Annotated in this window: 18 protein-coding genes; 10 read left to right on the top strand and 8 right to left on the bottom strand. The window is 69.3% G+C overall.

Translation table 11 applies throughout. The features are described from left to right. Positions 1 to 675 precede the first annotated feature (675 nt). Together TSB10P1A_RS09055 and TSB10P1A_RS09050 are read left to right on the top strand one after the other, a co-directional pair. Positions 676 to 1,602, top strand: coding sequence for a sulfite oxidase heme-binding subunit YedZ (locus TSB10P1A_RS09055; RefSeq protein WP_186387596.1), 927 nt, complete (start codon positions 676 to 678; stop codon positions 1,600 to 1,602). A gap of 171 nt (positions 1,603 to 1,773) precedes the next feature. After that, the gene (locus TSB10P1A_RS09050; RefSeq protein ID WP_186387595.1) at positions 1,774 to 2,196 is read left to right on the top strand and encodes an organic hydroperoxide resistance protein; all 423 of its coding nucleotides are present in this window, start codon (positions 1,774 to 1,776) and stop codon (positions 2,194 to 2,196) included. A gap of 8 nt (positions 2,197 to 2,204) precedes the next feature. Here the strand turns inward: TSB10P1A_RS09050 and TSB10P1A_RS09045 are convergent, their stop codons facing one another. Then, on the bottom strand, positions 2,205 to 2,729 hold the full coding sequence (locus TSB10P1A_RS09045) for a cyclic nucleotide-binding domain-containing protein (protein WP_186387594.1): 525 nt from the start codon (positions 2,727 to 2,729) through the stop codon (positions 2,205 to 2,207). Positions 2,730 to 2,864: 135 nt separating this feature from the next. Further along, positions 2,865 to 3,548 (bottom strand): response regulator transcription factor, encoded by a 684-nt coding sequence (locus TSB10P1A_RS09040; RefSeq protein WP_186387593.1) that lies wholly within the window; start codon positions 3,546 to 3,548, stop codon positions 2,865 to 2,867. A 165-nt stretch (positions 3,549 to 3,713) separates the two neighbouring features. On the opposite strand from TSB10P1A_RS09040, the gene TSB10P1A_RS09035 reads away from it, so the two are divergent. The 6 genes from TSB10P1A_RS09035 to TSB10P1A_RS09010 all read left to right on the top strand — a co-directional run bounded on the left by TSB10P1A_RS09035 (position 3,714) and on the right by TSB10P1A_RS09010 (position 9,788). Continuing rightward, positions 3,714 to 4,286, top strand: a complete 573-nt coding sequence (locus tag TSB10P1A_RS09035) for a L,D-transpeptidase (RefSeq protein WP_186387592.1) — start codon at positions 3,714 to 3,716, stop codon at positions 4,284 to 4,286. A gap of 140 nt (positions 4,287 to 4,426) precedes the next feature. Continuing rightward, positions 4,427 to 5,344, top strand: a complete 918-nt coding sequence (locus TSB10P1A_RS09030) for a pirin family protein (protein WP_186387591.1) — start codon at positions 4,427 to 4,429, stop codon at positions 5,342 to 5,344. Between the two features lie 353 nt (positions 5,345 to 5,697). Continuing rightward, positions 5,698 to 6,606 carry a diaminopimelate epimerase gene (dapF, locus tag TSB10P1A_RS09025; protein ID WP_186387590.1) on the top strand — a complete coding sequence of 303 codons (909 nt, stop codon included), beginning with the start codon at positions 5,698 to 5,700 and terminating at the stop codon, positions 6,604 to 6,606. After that, the gene (gene mtaB / locus TSB10P1A_RS09020) at positions 6,603 to 7,889 is read left to right on the top strand and encodes a tRNA (N(6)-L-threonylcarbamoyladenosine(37)-C(2))-methylthiotransferase MtaB (RefSeq protein ID WP_186387589.1); all 1,287 of its coding nucleotides are present in this window, start codon (positions 6,603 to 6,605) and stop codon (positions 7,887 to 7,889) included. Before dapF ends, mtaB begins: the two co-directional genes overlap by 4 nt. 4 nt (positions 7,890 to 7,893) lie before the next feature. Continuing rightward, entirely contained in the window at positions 7,894 to 9,144 is a 1,251-nt protein-coding gene (gene ftsY, locus TSB10P1A_RS09015) for a signal recognition particle-docking protein FtsY (protein ID WP_186387588.1), read from the top strand. Further along, positions 9,144 to 9,788 (top strand): septation protein A, encoded by a 645-nt coding sequence (locus TSB10P1A_RS09010; protein ID WP_186387587.1) that lies wholly within the window; start codon positions 9,144 to 9,146, stop codon positions 9,786 to 9,788. Before ftsY ends, TSB10P1A_RS09010 begins: the two co-directional genes overlap by 1 nt. Positions 9,789 to 9,816: 28 nt before the next feature. Here TSB10P1A_RS09010 and TSB10P1A_RS09005 read toward each other — a convergent pair whose 3' ends face one another. The 4 genes from TSB10P1A_RS09005 to TSB10P1A_RS08990 form a co-directional block, all read right to left on the bottom strand. Next, positions 9,817 to 11,067: a S9 family peptidase gene (locus TSB10P1A_RS09005; protein ID WP_186387586.1), complete on the bottom strand. Its 1,251-nt coding sequence runs from the start codon at positions 11,065 to 11,067 to the stop codon at positions 9,817 to 9,819. Positions 11,068 to 11,153: 86 nt separating this feature from the next. Next, positions 11,154 to 11,360, bottom strand: coding sequence for a DUF1737 domain-containing protein (locus tag TSB10P1A_RS09000; protein WP_186387585.1), 207 nt, complete (start codon positions 11,358 to 11,360; stop codon positions 11,154 to 11,156). A gap of 23 nt (positions 11,361 to 11,383) precedes the next feature. Further along, entirely contained in the window at positions 11,384 to 12,277 is an 894-nt protein-coding gene (locus TSB10P1A_RS08995; RefSeq protein ID WP_186387584.1) for a CoA ester lyase, read from the bottom strand. A gap of 42 nt (positions 12,278 to 12,319) precedes the next feature. After that, the gene (locus TSB10P1A_RS08990; RefSeq protein WP_186387583.1) at positions 12,320 to 13,249 is read right to left on the bottom strand and encodes a DMT family transporter; all 930 of its coding nucleotides are present in this window, start codon (positions 13,247 to 13,249) and stop codon (positions 12,320 to 12,322) included. A gap of 189 nt (positions 13,250 to 13,438) precedes the next feature. Between TSB10P1A_RS08990 and TSB10P1A_RS08985 the strand changes: the two genes are divergently transcribed. Next, the gene (locus TSB10P1A_RS08985) at positions 13,439 to 13,900 is read left to right on the top strand and encodes a GNAT family N-acetyltransferase (RefSeq protein WP_186387582.1); all 462 of its coding nucleotides are present in this window, start codon (positions 13,439 to 13,441) and stop codon (positions 13,898 to 13,900) included. Between the two features lie 17 nt (positions 13,901 to 13,917). On the opposite strand, the gene TSB10P1A_RS08980 is transcribed toward TSB10P1A_RS08985, so the two are convergent. Then, complete coding sequence (locus TSB10P1A_RS08980) at positions 13,918 to 14,961, bottom strand: DUF2125 domain-containing protein (RefSeq protein WP_186387581.1); 1,044 nt, start codon at positions 14,959 to 14,961, stop codon at positions 13,918 to 13,920. Between the two features lie 146 nt (positions 14,962 to 15,107). Between TSB10P1A_RS08980 and TSB10P1A_RS08975 the strand changes: the two genes are divergently transcribed. Then, the gene (locus TSB10P1A_RS08975) at positions 15,108 to 15,668 is read left to right on the top strand and encodes a gamma-glutamylcyclotransferase (RefSeq protein ID WP_186387580.1); all 561 of its coding nucleotides are present in this window, start codon (positions 15,108 to 15,110) and stop codon (positions 15,666 to 15,668) included. A 9-nt stretch (positions 15,669 to 15,677) separates the two neighbouring features. Here TSB10P1A_RS08975 and ureG read toward each other — a convergent pair whose 3' ends face one another. Beyond that, positions 15,678 to 16,307, bottom strand: coding sequence for an urease accessory protein UreG (gene ureG, locus TSB10P1A_RS08970; protein WP_186387579.1), 630 nt, complete (start codon positions 16,305 to 16,307; stop codon positions 15,678 to 15,680). Position 16,308: the final 1 nt, after the last annotated feature.

Here is a 16,308-nt window from a genome sequence, read left to right as displayed (position 1 = left end):
CCGCGCGACCTGGGGTTACTGGTTCCCGGTCTCCGGCAAGCCTGAACCGGGATGACATCCTGCGGGTGGGGCTCGCGCGGACGCGTCCTCGCCACCGCTCTGGGAACGAATGGGCCCCGGCGCGCGGCTTCGCCTTGGCCGGGGTGACGGCCGAGGGGATGCGAGGTGCTGCCACCCTCTCGGAGGTCATCCCGGTCCAGCGCAGCGCAGAACCGGGAGCCATTGGCACCCTTGGCGGATGTTTTTTGCTCCAACCCCTCCCCGCGTCCTCCCGGACGGCGCGCCAGCGCCGAGCCGGGATCGGAGAGCCGGCGGCGCTTGCGGGAGCGCTCAGGGAAGGGGCCGCAGGCCCGGTGCCTCTCCGGTTCCGGGTCGCGCTTCGCTTGCCCGGAATGACGAACGAAAGGGCGACGCGCGGGAGGGCGCAGGAGGGGCGTGCGGGTGGGAGGAAGGCGGGAGAGTGCGCGTCTGGGAGGACGAGGGGAGAGGTGGTGCGACAGGGGCTTTTCCTCACGGCGGTGCAGGGCGGCTTCACCAAAGCTTGAACAGGCGTGCCGCGACCGGCACCCTGCAAGGGGATATGTGTCCCGTGACAGGCTCGGGGCATGGGCCCCGGACACGGCCTGGGGTGGGGCTAGAGGCAAGCGGGTGGACGCGGCGCGAATGGACAGGCAGATGCAGGCTCCACACTCTGGCGACCGAGGCCAGCAGGTCCCACGGCCGGGGCGGCCGCGATACCAAGCCTATCTCCCGTGGCGGGAGCGCAACGGGCGGTTCTCGCCGCTGGGGCTTGCGGTGCTGCTGGCGATCCTGCTGCCGGGCGCGCATCTCGCCTATGGCCTGCTCGCCGGCACGCTCGGCGCCAAGCCGGTGACCGCGGCGCTGCACGGGGCCGGCGACTGGGCGATCCGCTTCCTGCTGCTGTCGCTGCTGGTGAGCCCGCTGCGGCGGGTGACCGGCTGGGGCAAACTGATCGGCATCCGCCGGATGCTGGGCCTTGCGGCGGCGGGATACGCGCTGGCGCATCTGACCCTTTATGCGGCCGACCAGTCCTTCGATCTTGCCAAGGTCGCAAGCGAGATCGTGCTGCGCATCTATCTGACCATCGGCTTCGTCGCGCTGGTTGGGCTGCTGCTGCTTGCCGCGACCTCGACCGACGGGGGGATCCGCCGGATGGGCCAGAACTGGCACCGGCTGCACCGGCTGACCTATGGGATCGCCGTGTTGGCGGTGATCCACTTCTTCCTGCAATCGAAGGCGGATGTGACCGAGGCGGTGCTGATGGCCGGCTTTCTGTCGGCGCTGTTCGCCTGCCGCATCGCCCACAAGCTGGGCCTGAAACTGACGTCGCCCTTGGTATTGGCGGGGATCGCGGTCTTTGCGGGGCTCGCCACCGCCGGCATCGAATACCTGTGGTACGCGCTGGCAACGGGAATTCCGGCGGAGCGGGTGCTCGCCGCCAATCTCGACTTCCGCTACTCGATCCGCCCGGCCTGGTGGGTGTTCGGCACGATGCTCACTGTTGCCGCCCTGCCCTTGGTGCTGAGGCTCGGGTCCTGGGCACGGCAGGCGGCCGCGCCAGGCGCGGCGGGGCGCGGCTGATCCTCCCGACCGGTAGATTTACGCCATTTTTACCCATGAGGCTGAACGGACCATAGGCGACTGAAAATAAATCGTACACAATTATATTGTGCACGATCTAATTTGCCCCTATATAGGGGCGGCACCGAGCCACACTCGGCGACGCAGCAACGCACACGCAAGGAGACCGATATGGCCATTCTCTACACCGCCCACGCTTCCGCCACCGGCGGGCGCACCGGCAATGCCAAGTCCGACGACGGCCGCCTGGAGGTGACCCTGTCGACGCCGAAGGAACTCGGCGGCGATGGCGGCGCCGGCACCAATCCGGAGCAGATGTTCGCGGCCGGCTATTCGGCCTGTTTCCTCGGCGCGATGAAATTCGTCGCCGGCCAGCAGAAGCTGAAACTGCCCGAAGAGACGCAGGTCGCCGCGGATGTGGGCATCGGCCCGCGCGACGACGGCACCGGTTTCGGCATCGCCGTGACGCTGACCGTCACCATCCCCGGCCTCGACAAGGCCGAAGCGCAGACCCTGGTGGAAAAGGCGCATGTGGTGTGCCCCTATTCGCACGCAACGCGGGGCAACATTCCGGTGACGCTCAACGTCGCCTGAGCGCGACCTCAGGTCCCGCCGTTGCCCTCGCCGTTCTGCGCGGCGCGGCGGGACTCGCGAAAGGCGCTGTGCTCGCGCTCCAACTGCTCCAGCACGGTGCCGACACGGGCCAGCGCCCCGGCGGTCGCGCGGAAGCGGCCCGCCCGCGCCTCGAACAGGCGGCGGGCGATCTCGGGAAATTCCTGCAGCATGCGCTTGAACAGCGCCCGGCGGATGCGGATCACCTCGGTCGGGCCGACGGCGACCGCGCGGGCCGGGCGGCGCGTCTCGACCAAGAGCGCCGTCTCGCCGATCAGGCTGCCGGGGCCGAAACTGCCGAGCTCCTGGCGGTCCTCGCCGTCGCCCTCCAGCAGCACCGCGCCGCTGGCGACGACCAGGCCGGCATCGGCGCGCTCGCCGGCGATGAACAGCACCTCGCCGTCGCGATAGGAGACATTCTCGGCCGAGAAGGCGAGCAGGCGCATCTGCTCGTCCGGGAATTCGGCGAGCAACGGCACCTGGCGCAGCAATTCCATATCCCGGGCGAGACTCATGTCTTGAGCATTACGCCGAAGCCGGCAGGCTGCACAAGCCCGGAAACCGCTTCGCCCGGCCGGCGGGCGGACTGCCGGTGGACAGTCGGCCCGGCTGGGCAAGGTGCCGCCGGGCGGCAAGACCTTCCGCGGGGATCAGGGAACCAGCTTGTAGCCGCCGGCCTCGGTCACCAGCAGTTCGGCATTGGAGGGATCGCGCTCGATCTTCTGCCGCAGCCGGTAGATGTGGGTTTCCAGCGTGTGGGTGGTGACGCCGGAATTGTAGCCCCAGACCTTGGTCAGCAGCACGTCGCGGGTCACCGGCTGTTCGCCGGCCCGGTAGAGGAACTTCAGGATCGAGGTTTCCTTCTCGGTCAGGCGGATCTTGCTGCCGGCCTCGTCGGTCATCAGTTTCTGCGCCGGGCGGAAGGCATAGCGGCCGATGGTGAAGACCGCGTCCTCGCTCTGCTCGTGGCTGCGCAGATGCGCCCTGAGGCGGGCGAGCAGCACGGCGAACTTGAACGGCTTGGCGACATAGTCGTTGGCGCCGGCCTCCAGCCCGAGGATCGTGTCGCTGTCGGTGTCGTGGCCGGTCAGCATGATGATCGGCGCCTTGAAGCCCTTCTTGCGCAGCAGCTTCACCGCCTCGCGGCCGTCGATATCGGGCAGGCCGACATCCATCAGCAGCAGGTCGGTATGACCGTCCTCGGCCAGCTTGATGCCGGTGGCGGCATTGGACGCCTCGCGCGTCTCGAACTCCTCGTAGAGCGAGAGCTGCTCGACCAGCGCCTCGCGCAGATCGTCGTCGTCGTCGACGATGAGGATTTTGCGTGCGGGCATGGACGTGTCCTTTCCTGAGCGAAGGGCATGGCGCGGAATCTGCACCGGTTTTCCTGACATAAGCAAGCGGACACGATTGCGCGAGGGCGGATTGACGCAAAGCCCGGCTTGCGCCAACACATCCTGCTCACGCAACCTTGAGACCCGTGTGAGGACGCATCCGCCATGACGCTGGACCTTGTCGCGCCGCGCCGCCGCCCCGCCCTGCCGCGGGAGGGAGAACGGGGCGAGACCTTGCGGGTCCGCACGCTTTCGGCGCTTGCCACGCGCGGGGTGCTGCAGTTCGGCGGGATCGTGGTGCCGTGTGCAATAGGGCGCGGCGGGATTTCCCGCTTCAAGCGCGAGGGCGACGGGGCCACGCCGGCCGGACGCTTCGAGCTGCTGCAGGTCTATTATCGCCGCGACCGGGGCGAGCGGCCGCGCTCGGCCCTGCCGGTTGCGCCGCTGCCGCGCGCCGGCTGGTGCGACGCGCCGGGCCATCCGCGCTACAACGCGCTGGTGCCGCTGCCCTGTGCCGCCTCGCACGAGGTGCTGTGGCGGGACGATCCGCTCTATGACATCCTCGTGGTGCTCGACTGCAACCTCCATCCGGCGGTGCCGGGACTCGGCAGCGCCATCTTCTTTCACCTGGCGCGGCCCGGCTACACGCCGACGGAAGGCTGCGTCGCGGTGGCGCGGCCGGACATGGAGATCCTGCTCGCCGCCTGCGGCCCGGGGGCGGCCATCGAGATCGGCTGAACGGCGGGGCGCGATTGGTCTTCCAGGGTTGAACACTGCGTCCAGCGGCCGGGCACTGTTACGATGGGGCAGGGCGCCTATCTTTGGCGAAACGATCCGCAACGCCCGCCTTGCAGAGGGCGGGAGAAAGGCGAAGTCCCATGTCCGTCAGACCCGTGACCCATCTGGAGACGGCAAAGCCGACGCTGGAAGGTGCCGGCGTCAAGCTGCACCGCGCCTTCGGCTTCGGCGATCCGACTGCGCTCGACCCGTTCCTGCTGTTCGACGATTTCCGCAACGAGCGGCCGCAGGACTACAAGGCCGGCTTTCCCTGGCATCCGCATCGCGGCATCGAGACCATTACTTATGTTCTGGCCGGCACCGTCGATCATGGCGACAGTCTCGGCAACCAGGGCATGCTGGGGGCGGGCGACATCCAGTGGATGACCGCCGGCAGCGGCATCATGCACCAGGAGATGCCGAAGGGCGACGCCAAGGGGCGGATGCACGGCTTCCAGCTCTGGGCCAACCTGCCCTCCGCGCTGAAGATGACCAGCCCACGCTACCAGGACGTGCCCTCGACCGAGATCCCGGAAATCACCGACGACGACGGCACCCATGTGCGCGTCATCTGCGGCGAGTTCTGGGGCCGGCGCGGCCCGGTCGACGGCATCGCCGCCGACCCGAACTATGCCGACATCTTCGTGCCGGCCGGGCGCACCAAGCGCTTCAAGGTCGACACCTATCGCAAGGCCTTCGCCTATATCTTCGAGGGCTCGGGCACGTTTCGCGATGCCTCGCAGCCCTTCGGCGTGCTGCTGGAGAAGGAGGTCGACGGCGAAGAGGTGCATGTGCGCGACGAGAGCGGCGACCGCACCCTGGTGCGCTTCGGCACCGGCGACGAGGTGACCGTGACCGCCGGGCCGAACGGCATCCGCTTCCTGCTGGTCTCCGGCGCGCCGATCCGCGAGCCGGTGGCCTGGCACGGGCCGATCGTCATGAACACCCGCCAGGAGCTGATCCAGGCGGTGAGCGAACTGCAGAACGGCACCTTCATCCGCGAGGGTGCCCGGCGCTGAATATGGGACTGTGCAATACCCTCTCCTCACGTCATCCCGCACGCAGCGAAGCGGAGATGCGGGACCGGCGAGCCGAGGGCGTCTGAGGCGGGTTCGCGAACGCGGCCACAACCGCCCCTGCCTCTCCGATCCCGGGTCGCGCGATGCTTGCCCGGGAGGACGCTGGGAGGGACAGGTGCAGACATAACAGCCGAGGGAAAATCGGGCGAAACACGCGAAGACTGGAACCGCGCGGCCTTTTCCGCCATATAGACGGGAACGGCCGGTCGCGCCTTGCCCGATATCGGGTGGCGCGCCGCAGATGGCCTGCCCCGCGCGACAGGCGGCGGGCGGCGAGATGGACGATTTTCGCGATGAGCGAGCGCAGGATTCCCTTTCTGAAGATGAACGGGCTCGGCAACGATTTCGTTGTCTGGGATGCCCGTGAGGCCCCCGTGCGCCTCGATCCGCAAGCGATCCGCCGGATCGGCGCGCGGGATGGCGGCATCGGCTTCGACCAGATGATCACGGTGGAGCGCAGCCCCGCCGGGGCGGATGCCTTCATGCGCATCCACAACCGCGACGGCGGCGAGGTCGACGCCTGCGGCAATGCCACGCGCTGCATCGGCCGGCTCTTGATGGAGGAGAGCGGCAATCCGGCCGCGACCATCGAGACCAATGCCGGGCTGCTGAAGGCCCTGGCGACGGACAGTCCGCGCCGGGTCACGGTGGACATGGGCCGGCCGCGCTTTGCCTGGAACGAGATCCCGCTGGCCGAAGAATTCCACGACACGCGGGCGATCGAGCTGCAGATCGGGCCGATCGACGCGCCGATCCTGCACACGCCCTCGGTGGTCAATGTCGGCAATCCGCATGCGATCTTCTGGGTGCGCGATCTGGATGCCTACGATCTTTCGCGCATCGGGCCGATGCTGGAAAACCATCCGATGTTTCCGGAGCGGGCGAACATCTCGCTCGCCCATGTCCTGTCGGACAAGGAGGTCGAGATCCGGGTGTGGGAGCGCGGCGTCGGGCTGACAAGGGCCTGCGGCACGGCGGCCTGCGCCGTCGGTGTTGCCGCCGCGCGCGACCTGCGCACCGGGCGCAAGGTGCGGGTGCTGCTGCCGGGCGGGCCGCTCGACATCGAGTGGCGCGAGAGCGATGACCACATCCTGATGACCGGCGACACCGAGGTGGAGTTCGAGGGGCTGCTCGACCCGGAGACGCTGACCTTCGAGAAGACCGCGCCCGGCGACCGGCCGATCCTCGAGGTGGTCCGGTGAGCATCGACGTCGTCACATTCGGCTGCCGCCTCAATGCCTACGAATCCGAGGTGATGAAGCGCGAGGCGGAGGCCGCCGGCCTCAAGGACGCGATCCTGATCAACACCTGCGCGGTGACGGCGGAGGCGGTGCGCCAGGCGCGCCAGTCGATCCGCAAGGCGCGGCGCGACAATCCGGGCGCGCGCATCATCGTCACCGGCTGCGCCGCCCAGACCGAGGCCGCGACCTTCGCCGGCATGGCGGAGGTCGACCTCGTCCTCGGCAATTCGGAGAAGCTGGAGCGCGCCTCCTACGGCCGCGTCGCGCAATTCGGCCTCGACGACAGCGAGAAGATCCGCGTCAACGACATCATGAGCGTGCGCGAGACGGCCGAGCACCTGATCGACGGGCTGGAAGGCCGGGCGCGCGCCTTCGTGCAGGTGCAGAACGGCTGCGACCATCGCTGCACCTTCTGCATCATCCCGTTCGGGCGCGGCAATTCGCGCTCTGTGCCGATGGGCGTCGTCGTCGACCAGATCGCACGGCTCGCGGACAACGGTTACCGGGAAGTGGTGCTGACCGGCGTCGACATCACCAGCTACGGCGCCGACCTGCCGGGGGCGCCGAAGCTCGGCGACCTCGTGACCAAGATCCTCAAGCTGGTGCCGGGGCTCGACCGGCTGCGGCTGTCCTCCATCGATTCCATCGAGGCGGACCCGGCGTTGATGCGGGCGATCGCCGAGGAAGAGCGGTTGATGCCGCATCTGCACCTGTCGCTGCAGGCCGGCGACGACATGATCCTCAAGCGGATGAAGCGGCGGCACCTGCGCGCCGACACGATCGGCTTTTGCGAGGAGGTGCGCCGGCTGCGCCCGGACGTGGTGTTCGGCGCCGACATCATCGCCGGCTTCCCGACCGAGACCGAGGCGATGTTCGCCAATTCGCTGGCCATCGTCGACGATTGCGGGCTGACGCATCTGCATGTCTTCCCGTTCTCGCCGCGCAAGGGCACGCCGGCGGCGCGCATGCCGCAGCTTCCGCGCCAGGTGGTGAAGGAGCGGGCCGCGCGGCTGCGCGACAAGGGCGAGGCGGCGCTGCTCGCGCATCTGGAAGCCGAGCAGGGGCGCGAGCGGCAGGTCCTGATCGAGCGCGAGGGGCTGGGGCGCAGCGAACAGTTCACCCAGGTGGAGTTCTCGCCCGAGGCCGCGGACGGCAAGGCGGCGGGCGACCTTGTCAGGCTGCGCATTGCCGGGCATACCGGGCGGCACTTACTCGGCGTAACCACCGGTCGACAGGCGGCATGACGGCATGAGCGAGCAGAAACGCGGGTTCCTCGGACGCCTGTTCGGCGGACGGGAGGCGCCACCGCGCCCCGAAACGCCGGAGACGGGCGCACCCCTGCCGGAGACCGGGGCTGGCGCCGAGGCGGCGCCCGAAGCAGTGCCTGAAGCCTTTCCCGAGGTCCGGCCGGACGGCCTGCCCGATGCTGCGGCCGACGAGCCGGCGGCCGACGCGGCTGTTGAAGAGCCTGTCGAGCCGCTCGCCGAGGCACCCGTCGAGGCGCTCGCCGAAGAGCCCGCCGAAGACCCCGAGACACAGCCGGAGCCCGAGGCCGGGTCCGAGCCGGCGCCGCGCCGCTCCTGGCTGTCGCGGCTGACGGCGGGCCTGTCGCGCTCCTCCGCCTCGCTGACCGGGGGCATCTCCTCGCTCTTCACGAAGCGCAAGCTCGACGCGGCGACGCTGGAGGAGCTGGAGGACCTGCTGATCCAGGCCGATCTCGGCGTCGAGACGGCGATGGCGATCACCGAGCGCATTGCCGAGGGCCGCTTCAACAAGCAGATTTCGCCGGACGAGGTGCGCCGGATCCTGGCCGAGGAAGTGACCAAGGTGCTGGCGCCGGTGGCCCGGCCGCTGGTCGTCGAGACCGGGCACAAGCCGCATGTGGTGCTGGTGGTCGGCGTCAACGGCACCGGCAAGACCACGACCATCGGCAAGCTGGCGGCGAAACTGACCGCCGAGGGCCGCAAGGTGATGCTGGCGGCCGGCGACACGTTCCGCGCCGCCGCCGTCGAACAGTTGAAGATCTGGGGCGCGCGCACCGGTGCGCCGGTGATTGCCCGCGACACCGGCGCCGATGCGGCCGGCCTCGTCTTCGACGCCATGCAGGCGGCGCGCGCGGCGGGCAGCGACGTGCTCCTGATCGACACCGCCGGGCGGCTGCAGAACCGCGCCGAGCTGATGGCGGAACTGGAGAAGGTGGTGCGGGTGATCCGCAAGCACGATCCGTCCGCCCCGCACAGCGTGCTGCTGACGCTGGACGCGACGACCGGCCAGAACGCCATGAACCAGGTCGAGATCTTCGGCCGCACGGCCGGCGTCACCGGCCTCGTGATGACCAAGCTCGACGGCACCGCACGCGGCGGCATCCTCGTCGCCATCGCCGCGAAACATGCCCTGCCGGTGCATTTCATCGGCGTCGGCGAGGGCATCGACGATCTCGAACCCTTTACCGCGGAGGAGTTTGCCTCCGCCATCGCCGGCAAGGAAACGGAGAGCTGATGGAATTCGAACAGGGACCCAACGCGCCGGGCCGCAAGGAGCTGTCGCCGCTCCTGAAGCTGGCGCTGGAACTGGGGCCGCTGGTCCTGTTCTTCCTCGCCAATGCGCGCGGAGACCTGCTCTACGAGCGGTATCCGGCCTTGTCCGTGCTGGGCGCGCCGATCTTTCTCGCCACCGCCGTGTTCATGGTGGCGATCACCGTGTCGCTGGCCGTTTCCTATGCGCTGACGCGGCGCCTGCCGGTGATGCCGGTGGTCTCCGGCATCGTCGTGCTGGTGTTCGGCGCGCTGACCCTGTGGCTGCATGACGAGCTGTTCATCAAGCTCAAGCCGACCATCGTCAACGCGCTGTTCGGCTCGGTGCTGCTCGGCGGGCTGCTGTTCGGCAAGGCGCTGCTCGGCTATGTCTTCGACAGCGTCTTCCGCCTCGACGATGACGGCTGGCGCAAGCTGACCTTCCGCTGGGGGCTCTTCTTCTTCTTCCTCGCCGTACTCAACGAGGTGGTCTGGCGGGCCTTCTCCACCGACTTCTGGGTGTCGTTCAAGGTGTTCGGCGTGATGCCGATCACCATCGCCTTCACCCTGTTCCAACTGCCGCTGATCCAGCGCCACGCGCTGGAGGACGAGACGGACCGCGCCGGCTGAAAGTGCCGGCGGCGGCCTCGTCCCGCCGTCAGTTCAGGCTGTCGAACCAGATCTTCCATTGCGGCACGGCGCTGGCGAAGGTGCCGCGATGCGAGGTGGGGCCGGTGGTGACCGCCTCGACATTCGGATTGCCGGCGCCCATCGCCTGCTGATAGGTCATCGCCAGCCGGCCGAGACCGGTGGCGATCGCCTCGTCCGCCTCGCCGTAATAGGTGCGCACCGGCGTCGCGTAGAGCCAGCGATAGACCTCCGTCCCCGCGACCAGGCGGCCATAGGCCGAGGCGGCGAAGAAGCGGGCGTCGAAATAGTCCGCATTGAGCAGCTCGTGCAGGTCGGTCGGGATCTTCGTCGGATCGACCGGCTCGCGGGCATAGGCCTTGCGCGCCATCTCGTAATGCTCGTCCTTGATCAGCGACCGGGCAAGGCCGGGCACGCCGTAATAGTTCTCGAAAGAGAAGGCGGAGAGGATGAACAGGCTGTTGACCCAGTCGGCATCGTTGGCGCGCGGATAGCTGAGAAAGCCGTTGAGCGCGGCGAAGACGTCGATCGGCGCGCTGGCGGTGGCGGTGGCCTTCACCACGGTGCCGGACTGCTCCAGCCGCTCCAGCATGGCGAGGGTGACGAAGCCGCCCTGCGACCAGCCGCCGAGATAGAGCCCGTCATCGGCAAGGCCGAGATGGGCGATCACCGCGCGGCCGGCGGTGAGCATGTCCTGCGTCGCCTGCTGGTGGCTGGCCTTGACCATGTAGCCCTCCGGCTCCGCCGAGGTGCCGAGGCCGAAATAATCCGCGCCGATCAGCAGATAGCCCTGGCCGGCGAACTGGGCGATCATCAACTGGGTTTCCGGCGACTGGTCGGCAAAGGAGGGCACCTGCTCCTTTCCGTAGACCGTGCCATGCTGGTAGGAGACCAGCGGCAGGCGCGTCGCCTCGACCTCCGGCACCGCCAGCAGGCCGCTGGCCACAGTCGGCCGGTTGCCCTGTTCGGGGATCACCGAGCCATAGGTGACCCGGTAGAGGCGCACGGCATTGGTCGCCGGCGTGTAGGCGACTTCGATGCCGAAGAATTTCGGCGTGTCGACGCTCAGGATCGTGTTGAGCGCGTCGACATCGAGCCGGCCGACCAGTTGATAGCTGACGGTGGAGCTGACCTCGACGGGGGGCTCAAGAGGCGCCGCGGCGGGTTGATCGGCGCTGACGCCGGGCGAGGCGACGGCACCGCCGAAGAGGAGCGCCAGGACGGCGACGGCGCGGCGGGGCAACAGGCGGGCAAGCTGCATGAGATCCGGTCTCCCGATAAGGCCCCAAGCGGGCGCCTCATCGGTACACCGGATATGCGAAGATATCGTTGCCGGCCGCGACGCGCTCAGTAGTCGCCGAGCTTCATCTCCGGCTCGTAGTCGACGCCGTCGACTTCCTTGATCACCGCCTGACCGCAGATCGTCAGCCCGCGCACCGCGTCGAAGGAGAGCTGCGGCGAGCCGTGCAGGTGCCAGCCCTTGTTGAGCGCGGCGGTGACCCGGTGGCAGAAGGCGCTGTCGTCGGGGCCGGTGATGAAGCGATAGAGTCTCATGGGGGGTGCTCCTTGCTGCTGGATCAGGCGTTGCGCGCGGCGATGGCGTCGGCGATGGCGACGAGGCGGGCGCCCATTTCGGCGTGAAGCCGCTCGACCATGCGGCCCTCGACCTGGATCGCGCCCTTGGCGGCGTTTTCCGGCCGCTCGAACTCGGCGATGATGCGGCGCGCCCAGGCGATGTCGGCCTCCGCCGGGCTGAAGGCGGCGTTGCAGGGGGCGGCCTGCTTCGGGTGGATCAGCGTCTTGCCGTCCATGCCCATTTCCGCGCCCTCGCGGCATTCGGCGGCAAAGCCGGCCTCGTCGTCGAGCGTGTTGTAGACGCCGTCGACAATGTCGATGCCATAGGCTCTGGCGGCGGCGAGACAGGTCATCAGCCAGGGCCGCATCGGCGCGCGCCCCGGCACCAGGGCGGCGCGGGTTTCCTTCGCCAAATCGTTGGTGCCCATGACGAAGCAGGCAAGCCGCGTTTCCGGATTTGCGGCGGAAGCGGCGATGGCGGCGGCGTTCAGCATGGCGAGCGGGGTTTCCATCATCGCCCAGAGCCGGACGTTTGCTGGCACGCGCGCCGCGTTGAGCTTGTGCGCGACGCGCTCCAGATCGGCCGGCGAGGAGACCTTGGGCAGCAGGATCGCATCCGGCCGGGCGGCCATCGCCATGTCGAGATCGGCCGGCCCCCAGGGCGTCGACAGGCCGTTGATGCGGATCACCACCTCGCGGTGGCCGTAGCCGCCCTGCGCCAACGCTTCGCGGATCTGTTCGCGGCCGGTCTCCTTGGCGTCAGGCGCGACCGCGTCCTCAAGGTCGAGGATCAGCGCGTCGACATCCAGCGTGCGGGCCTTGTCCAGCGCGCGGGCGTTGGAGCCGGGCATGTAGAGGACGCTGCGGCGGGGGCGGATCGTGGCGGGTGCGGTCATCGGGCCTCGTCTCCTCAAGGTGGCGCGGGTGAGCGTCTTCCTCTAGGCGCTGGTTTCCTCCTCCGCCAGCCGTCTTTTCGTCGGAGAGCGGAAGATCATGTCCTTTGCGGCGACCACCGCGCCGAGAGTGACGAGGGCGCAGGCGAGCGCCACCACGGTGGTGAAGGCGCCGAAGCCGAAGGCGATCAGCAGCAGGGTGGAGAGCACCGGCGCGGCATAGGCGCCGGCGCCGAGCACCTGGATGTCGCCGCGCTTGACGCCGATGTCCCAGACGAAGAAGGCAAGGCCGACCGGGAAGGCGGCGAGCGCCAGCACCGCGCCCCATTCGCCGACGCTTGCCGGCCAGACGGTCGTCTCGACGGCGAGATGGGCGGCGAGCGACAGGGCCGAGGTGCCGAGGCAGAAGCCGGCGACGGCCTCCGTCGGCACCTTGCCGAGCCGGCGCGAGAGCACCGAATAGCTCGACCAGAACAGCGCCGAGGCGCAGGCCGCGAGATAGCCCGGCACATGGGCGGGATCGAGCGCCAGGCCCTTGCCGCCGGTGACCAGCAGCGCGGCGCCGGCAAGGCCCAGCAGCGTGCCGAGGATGTGATGGGCCTTGAGCCTTTCGCCCGGCAGCAGCGCCGAGAACACGACGATCAGCAGCGGCCAGGTGTAGTTGATGAGGTTGGCATCGACCGGCGGGGCGTTGCGGATGGCGGTGAAGTAGAAGAAATGGAAGCCGAACAGGCCGAGCGTGCCGAAGGCCATCACCCCGAGCGACTGGCGCATCCGGGCAAGGCGGCCGGTCAGGCCGAGCCAGAGCGTCGCGGCAAGACCGGACAGGCCGAAGCACAGCGCGTTGAGCAGGAAGGGCGGCACCTTACCCGAGGCGGCGCCGAACAGGCCGAGGGTCGACCACATCAAGACGGCGGTGAGGCCGATCAGGGTGGCGCGCAGGCGGCCGGAGGCGGCAAGGCTGGGCTCGGACATCGGGGCGGGTTCCGGATGGAAGATGGCAGGTCGACGACTATTCGCAGCCAGCCGCGCCGGCGTCAATCGCGCGCCTACGCGCTGTTACCATGCAGACCATCTGGCAGTTGAAATCGCGGCGTCATTCGGGGCAAGGTGACGGCCCGGTCCGGCAAGGCCCGGCAAACCAATCCCTGTTTCGGAGTGTTCATGAGCACCATCGCCATCAAGCAGCTCGGCCCGGATGACGCACCGGCGCTGGCCCCGCTGATCGCCGAATATGCACAGGCGCTGAAGCGCGGTGCGCCGCGCCGGCCCGACCAGTTCTACGCCGAGCGCATCCTTGGCGACCGGACGGCGGAAGTGATCGGCGTCGAATACGAGGGGCGGCTGGTGGGCTTTGCCATCTATTTCGACCTGCCGGAGATCATTTCCGGCCTGCGCACCGGCCAGTTGGACGAGATCTACGTGCATCCGGACACCCGCAACAAGGGGCTGGCGCGGCGGATGATCGAATGGCTGGTCAGTGAGGGCGCGCGGCGCGGCTGGTACGAGCTGCGCTGGATCGTGCCGGGCAAGAACGTGCCGGCCGTGACGCTCTACGATCAGATCGCCGAGCCGGCGGACTGGAAGGGCTATATCCTGGCGATCGACCGCGGCGGCAACGACTGAGCGCCGGCCGCCGCGCCTCAGCGCAGCGGCGGCAGGGTGCCGAGCGGGATGAAGCCGACGCGGGCGGTGCCGCCGGCAAAGGCGAGCGGCACGGTGACCGCCGGGCCGCCGTCGAGGGTTGCCGGCTGGCCGAGGGCGGCCAGCGCCCCGGCAAGCGAGGCCGGCACCTTCGATCCTTCGGGAAAGAACGGGGCGAGCAGCGGCGGCAGGCCGGCGGCGCCGGCAACGGTGAGCGGCAGGGTGCCGTTGAGCCGTCCCGCCGCGTCCAGCCACAGGCTGCCGGTCGCCGACAGGGTGACCCCGCCGGAGGCAAGGCGCAGGTCGCGAACCGTCAGCGCGCCCTCGCTTTTCAGCAGTGCGAGCGGGTCGGCGCCGCCGGGCGCCAGCAGCGCCGCGCCGCCGGCGAGCCGCACATTCGCCAGGACATCGACAGGCGCGGCCGTTCCCGGCAGGGCAAGCGCGTCGAGCCGCAGGGCGGCCTCCGCATCCTCGGCCGTGTCCGGCGAGCGGCGCAGGTGCAGGTTCGCCAGCGCGGCCGACCCCGCCACGGTGTCGTCGGCGAGGCTGAGCACAGGCGCGACGATCTCCACGTCGCTGCGGTCGAGCGCGGAGGTGCCGAGGCGCAGGCTGGCCCGGGCGGTGGTCCAGCCGGCCTTGAGGCCGGCGGCAAGGCCGTTGCCCTCGACCGCGACGGGACTGTCGGCTTCCAGGATCACATGCCAGGGATTGTAGGCAAGGGCCACCGCGCGGAAGCCCTCGACCTGCGCCCGCTCGCCGCGCGCGCCGGCGACCGACAGCGGCTGGCAGGACAGTTCGAGGTGGAAGGGATAGCCGCCGAGGTTCTGCCCGGTGCAGGCGATCTCGCCGCCTTCCGCGCGCGCCGCCATGCGCACATTGGTAAAGAGATCGGCGACCACGCCGCGGGCGATCGACCAGTAGCCGCTCCACAGGGCGATGACCAGGACGACGAGCGTCGCCAGCAGGATGTAGCCGCGCCGCGAGGTCGGCTTGCGAGCGGGCGTGCCGGTTTCGGACGGGGGGCGGTCCGTGCTGTCGGTCATGTGATCTGTCCCGTGATGTGGCGCCCGGCCGGGCGTGGTGATGCCTGTAAGCATGCCGGCGCGGCGGATTCAAGGCCGTTCGCCACGGTTGCCAGCGGCGAGCGCTGTTGCTAGGCGTCTGACCCGGACGGGACGGGAAGGGTCGCATGCAAGACAGGCAGGATCTGTGGGTGTTCGGATACGGCTCGCTGATGTGGCGGCCGGGCTTCGAGTACGAGGAGGCGGTGCAGGGCGTGCTGCATGGCGCCCATCGCTCGCTCTGCATCTATTCCTGGGTCCATCGCGGCACCGAGACGCGGCCCGGCCTGGTGCTCGGCCTCGACCGGGGCGGCGCCTGCCGCGGCATGGCCTTTCGCGTTGCCGCCCGCCGGCGGGACGAGGTGGTTGCCTACCTGCGCGAACGCGAACAGGCGACCATGGTCTACCGGGAGGCGCATCGGCGGGTGCGGCTGGAGGGCCGCGCCGACCGGCAGGTCAGCGCGCTGACCTATGTGGTCGACCGGACCCACCCGCAATATGCCGGCGTGCTGTCGCTGGAGCGGCAGCTCGAACTGGTCAGCGGCGCCGTCGGCCAGTCCGGCGCCAATCCCGACTATGTGCTCAACACCGTCGACCACCTGTCGCAGATCGGCATCCGCGACCACGGGCTGGAGGCGCTGGGCAGGCATCTGCGCCAGTCGATGGCGCCACGGCTCTCCGCCGGCTGAGCGGCCGCGTCAGGCGACCGCCGAAGGCGCCAGCCCGCCGCGCGTGACGATGAAGTCGAGCACCGCGTCGACGCCCTTGCCGTCCTTGACATTGGTGAAGACGAAGGGCCGCTCCTTGCGCATCAGGCGGGAGTCCCGGTCCATCACCTCCAGCGAAGCACCGACCAGCGGGGCGAGGTCCGTCTTGTTGATGACCAGAAGGTCGGAACGGGTGATGCCGGGGCCGCCCTTGCGCGGGATCTTGTCGCCGGCGGAGACGTCGATGACATAGATCGTCAGGTCGGCAAGCTCCGGCGAGAAGGTGGCGGCGAGATTGTCGCCGCCAGACTCGATCAGGATCAGGTCGAGGGCGGGAAAGGCGGCCTCCAGCTCGGCGACGGCGGCAAGGTTGATCGAGGCATCCTCGCGGATCGCGGTGTGCGGGCAGCCGCCGGTCTCCACGCCGCGAATGCGCTCGGCCGCCAGCGCGCCGGAGCGGGTCAGGAACTCGGCGTCCTCGCGGGTGTAGATGTCGTTGGTGATGGCGGCGATGTCATAGGTGTCGCGCAGCCGCTTGCACAGGGCGTCCATCAGCGCCGTCTTGCCGGAGCCGACGGGGCCGCCGATGCCGATGCGCAGGGGGCCGTTGGGGGAGGGCATG

Origin of the sequence: Stappia sp. TSB10P1A, assembly GCF_900185725.1 — a bacterium.
Lineage (GTDB): Bacteria > Pseudomonadota > Alphaproteobacteria > Rhizobiales > Stappiaceae > Stappia.
This window is presented reverse-complemented; position numbering and strand designations above follow the sequence as displayed.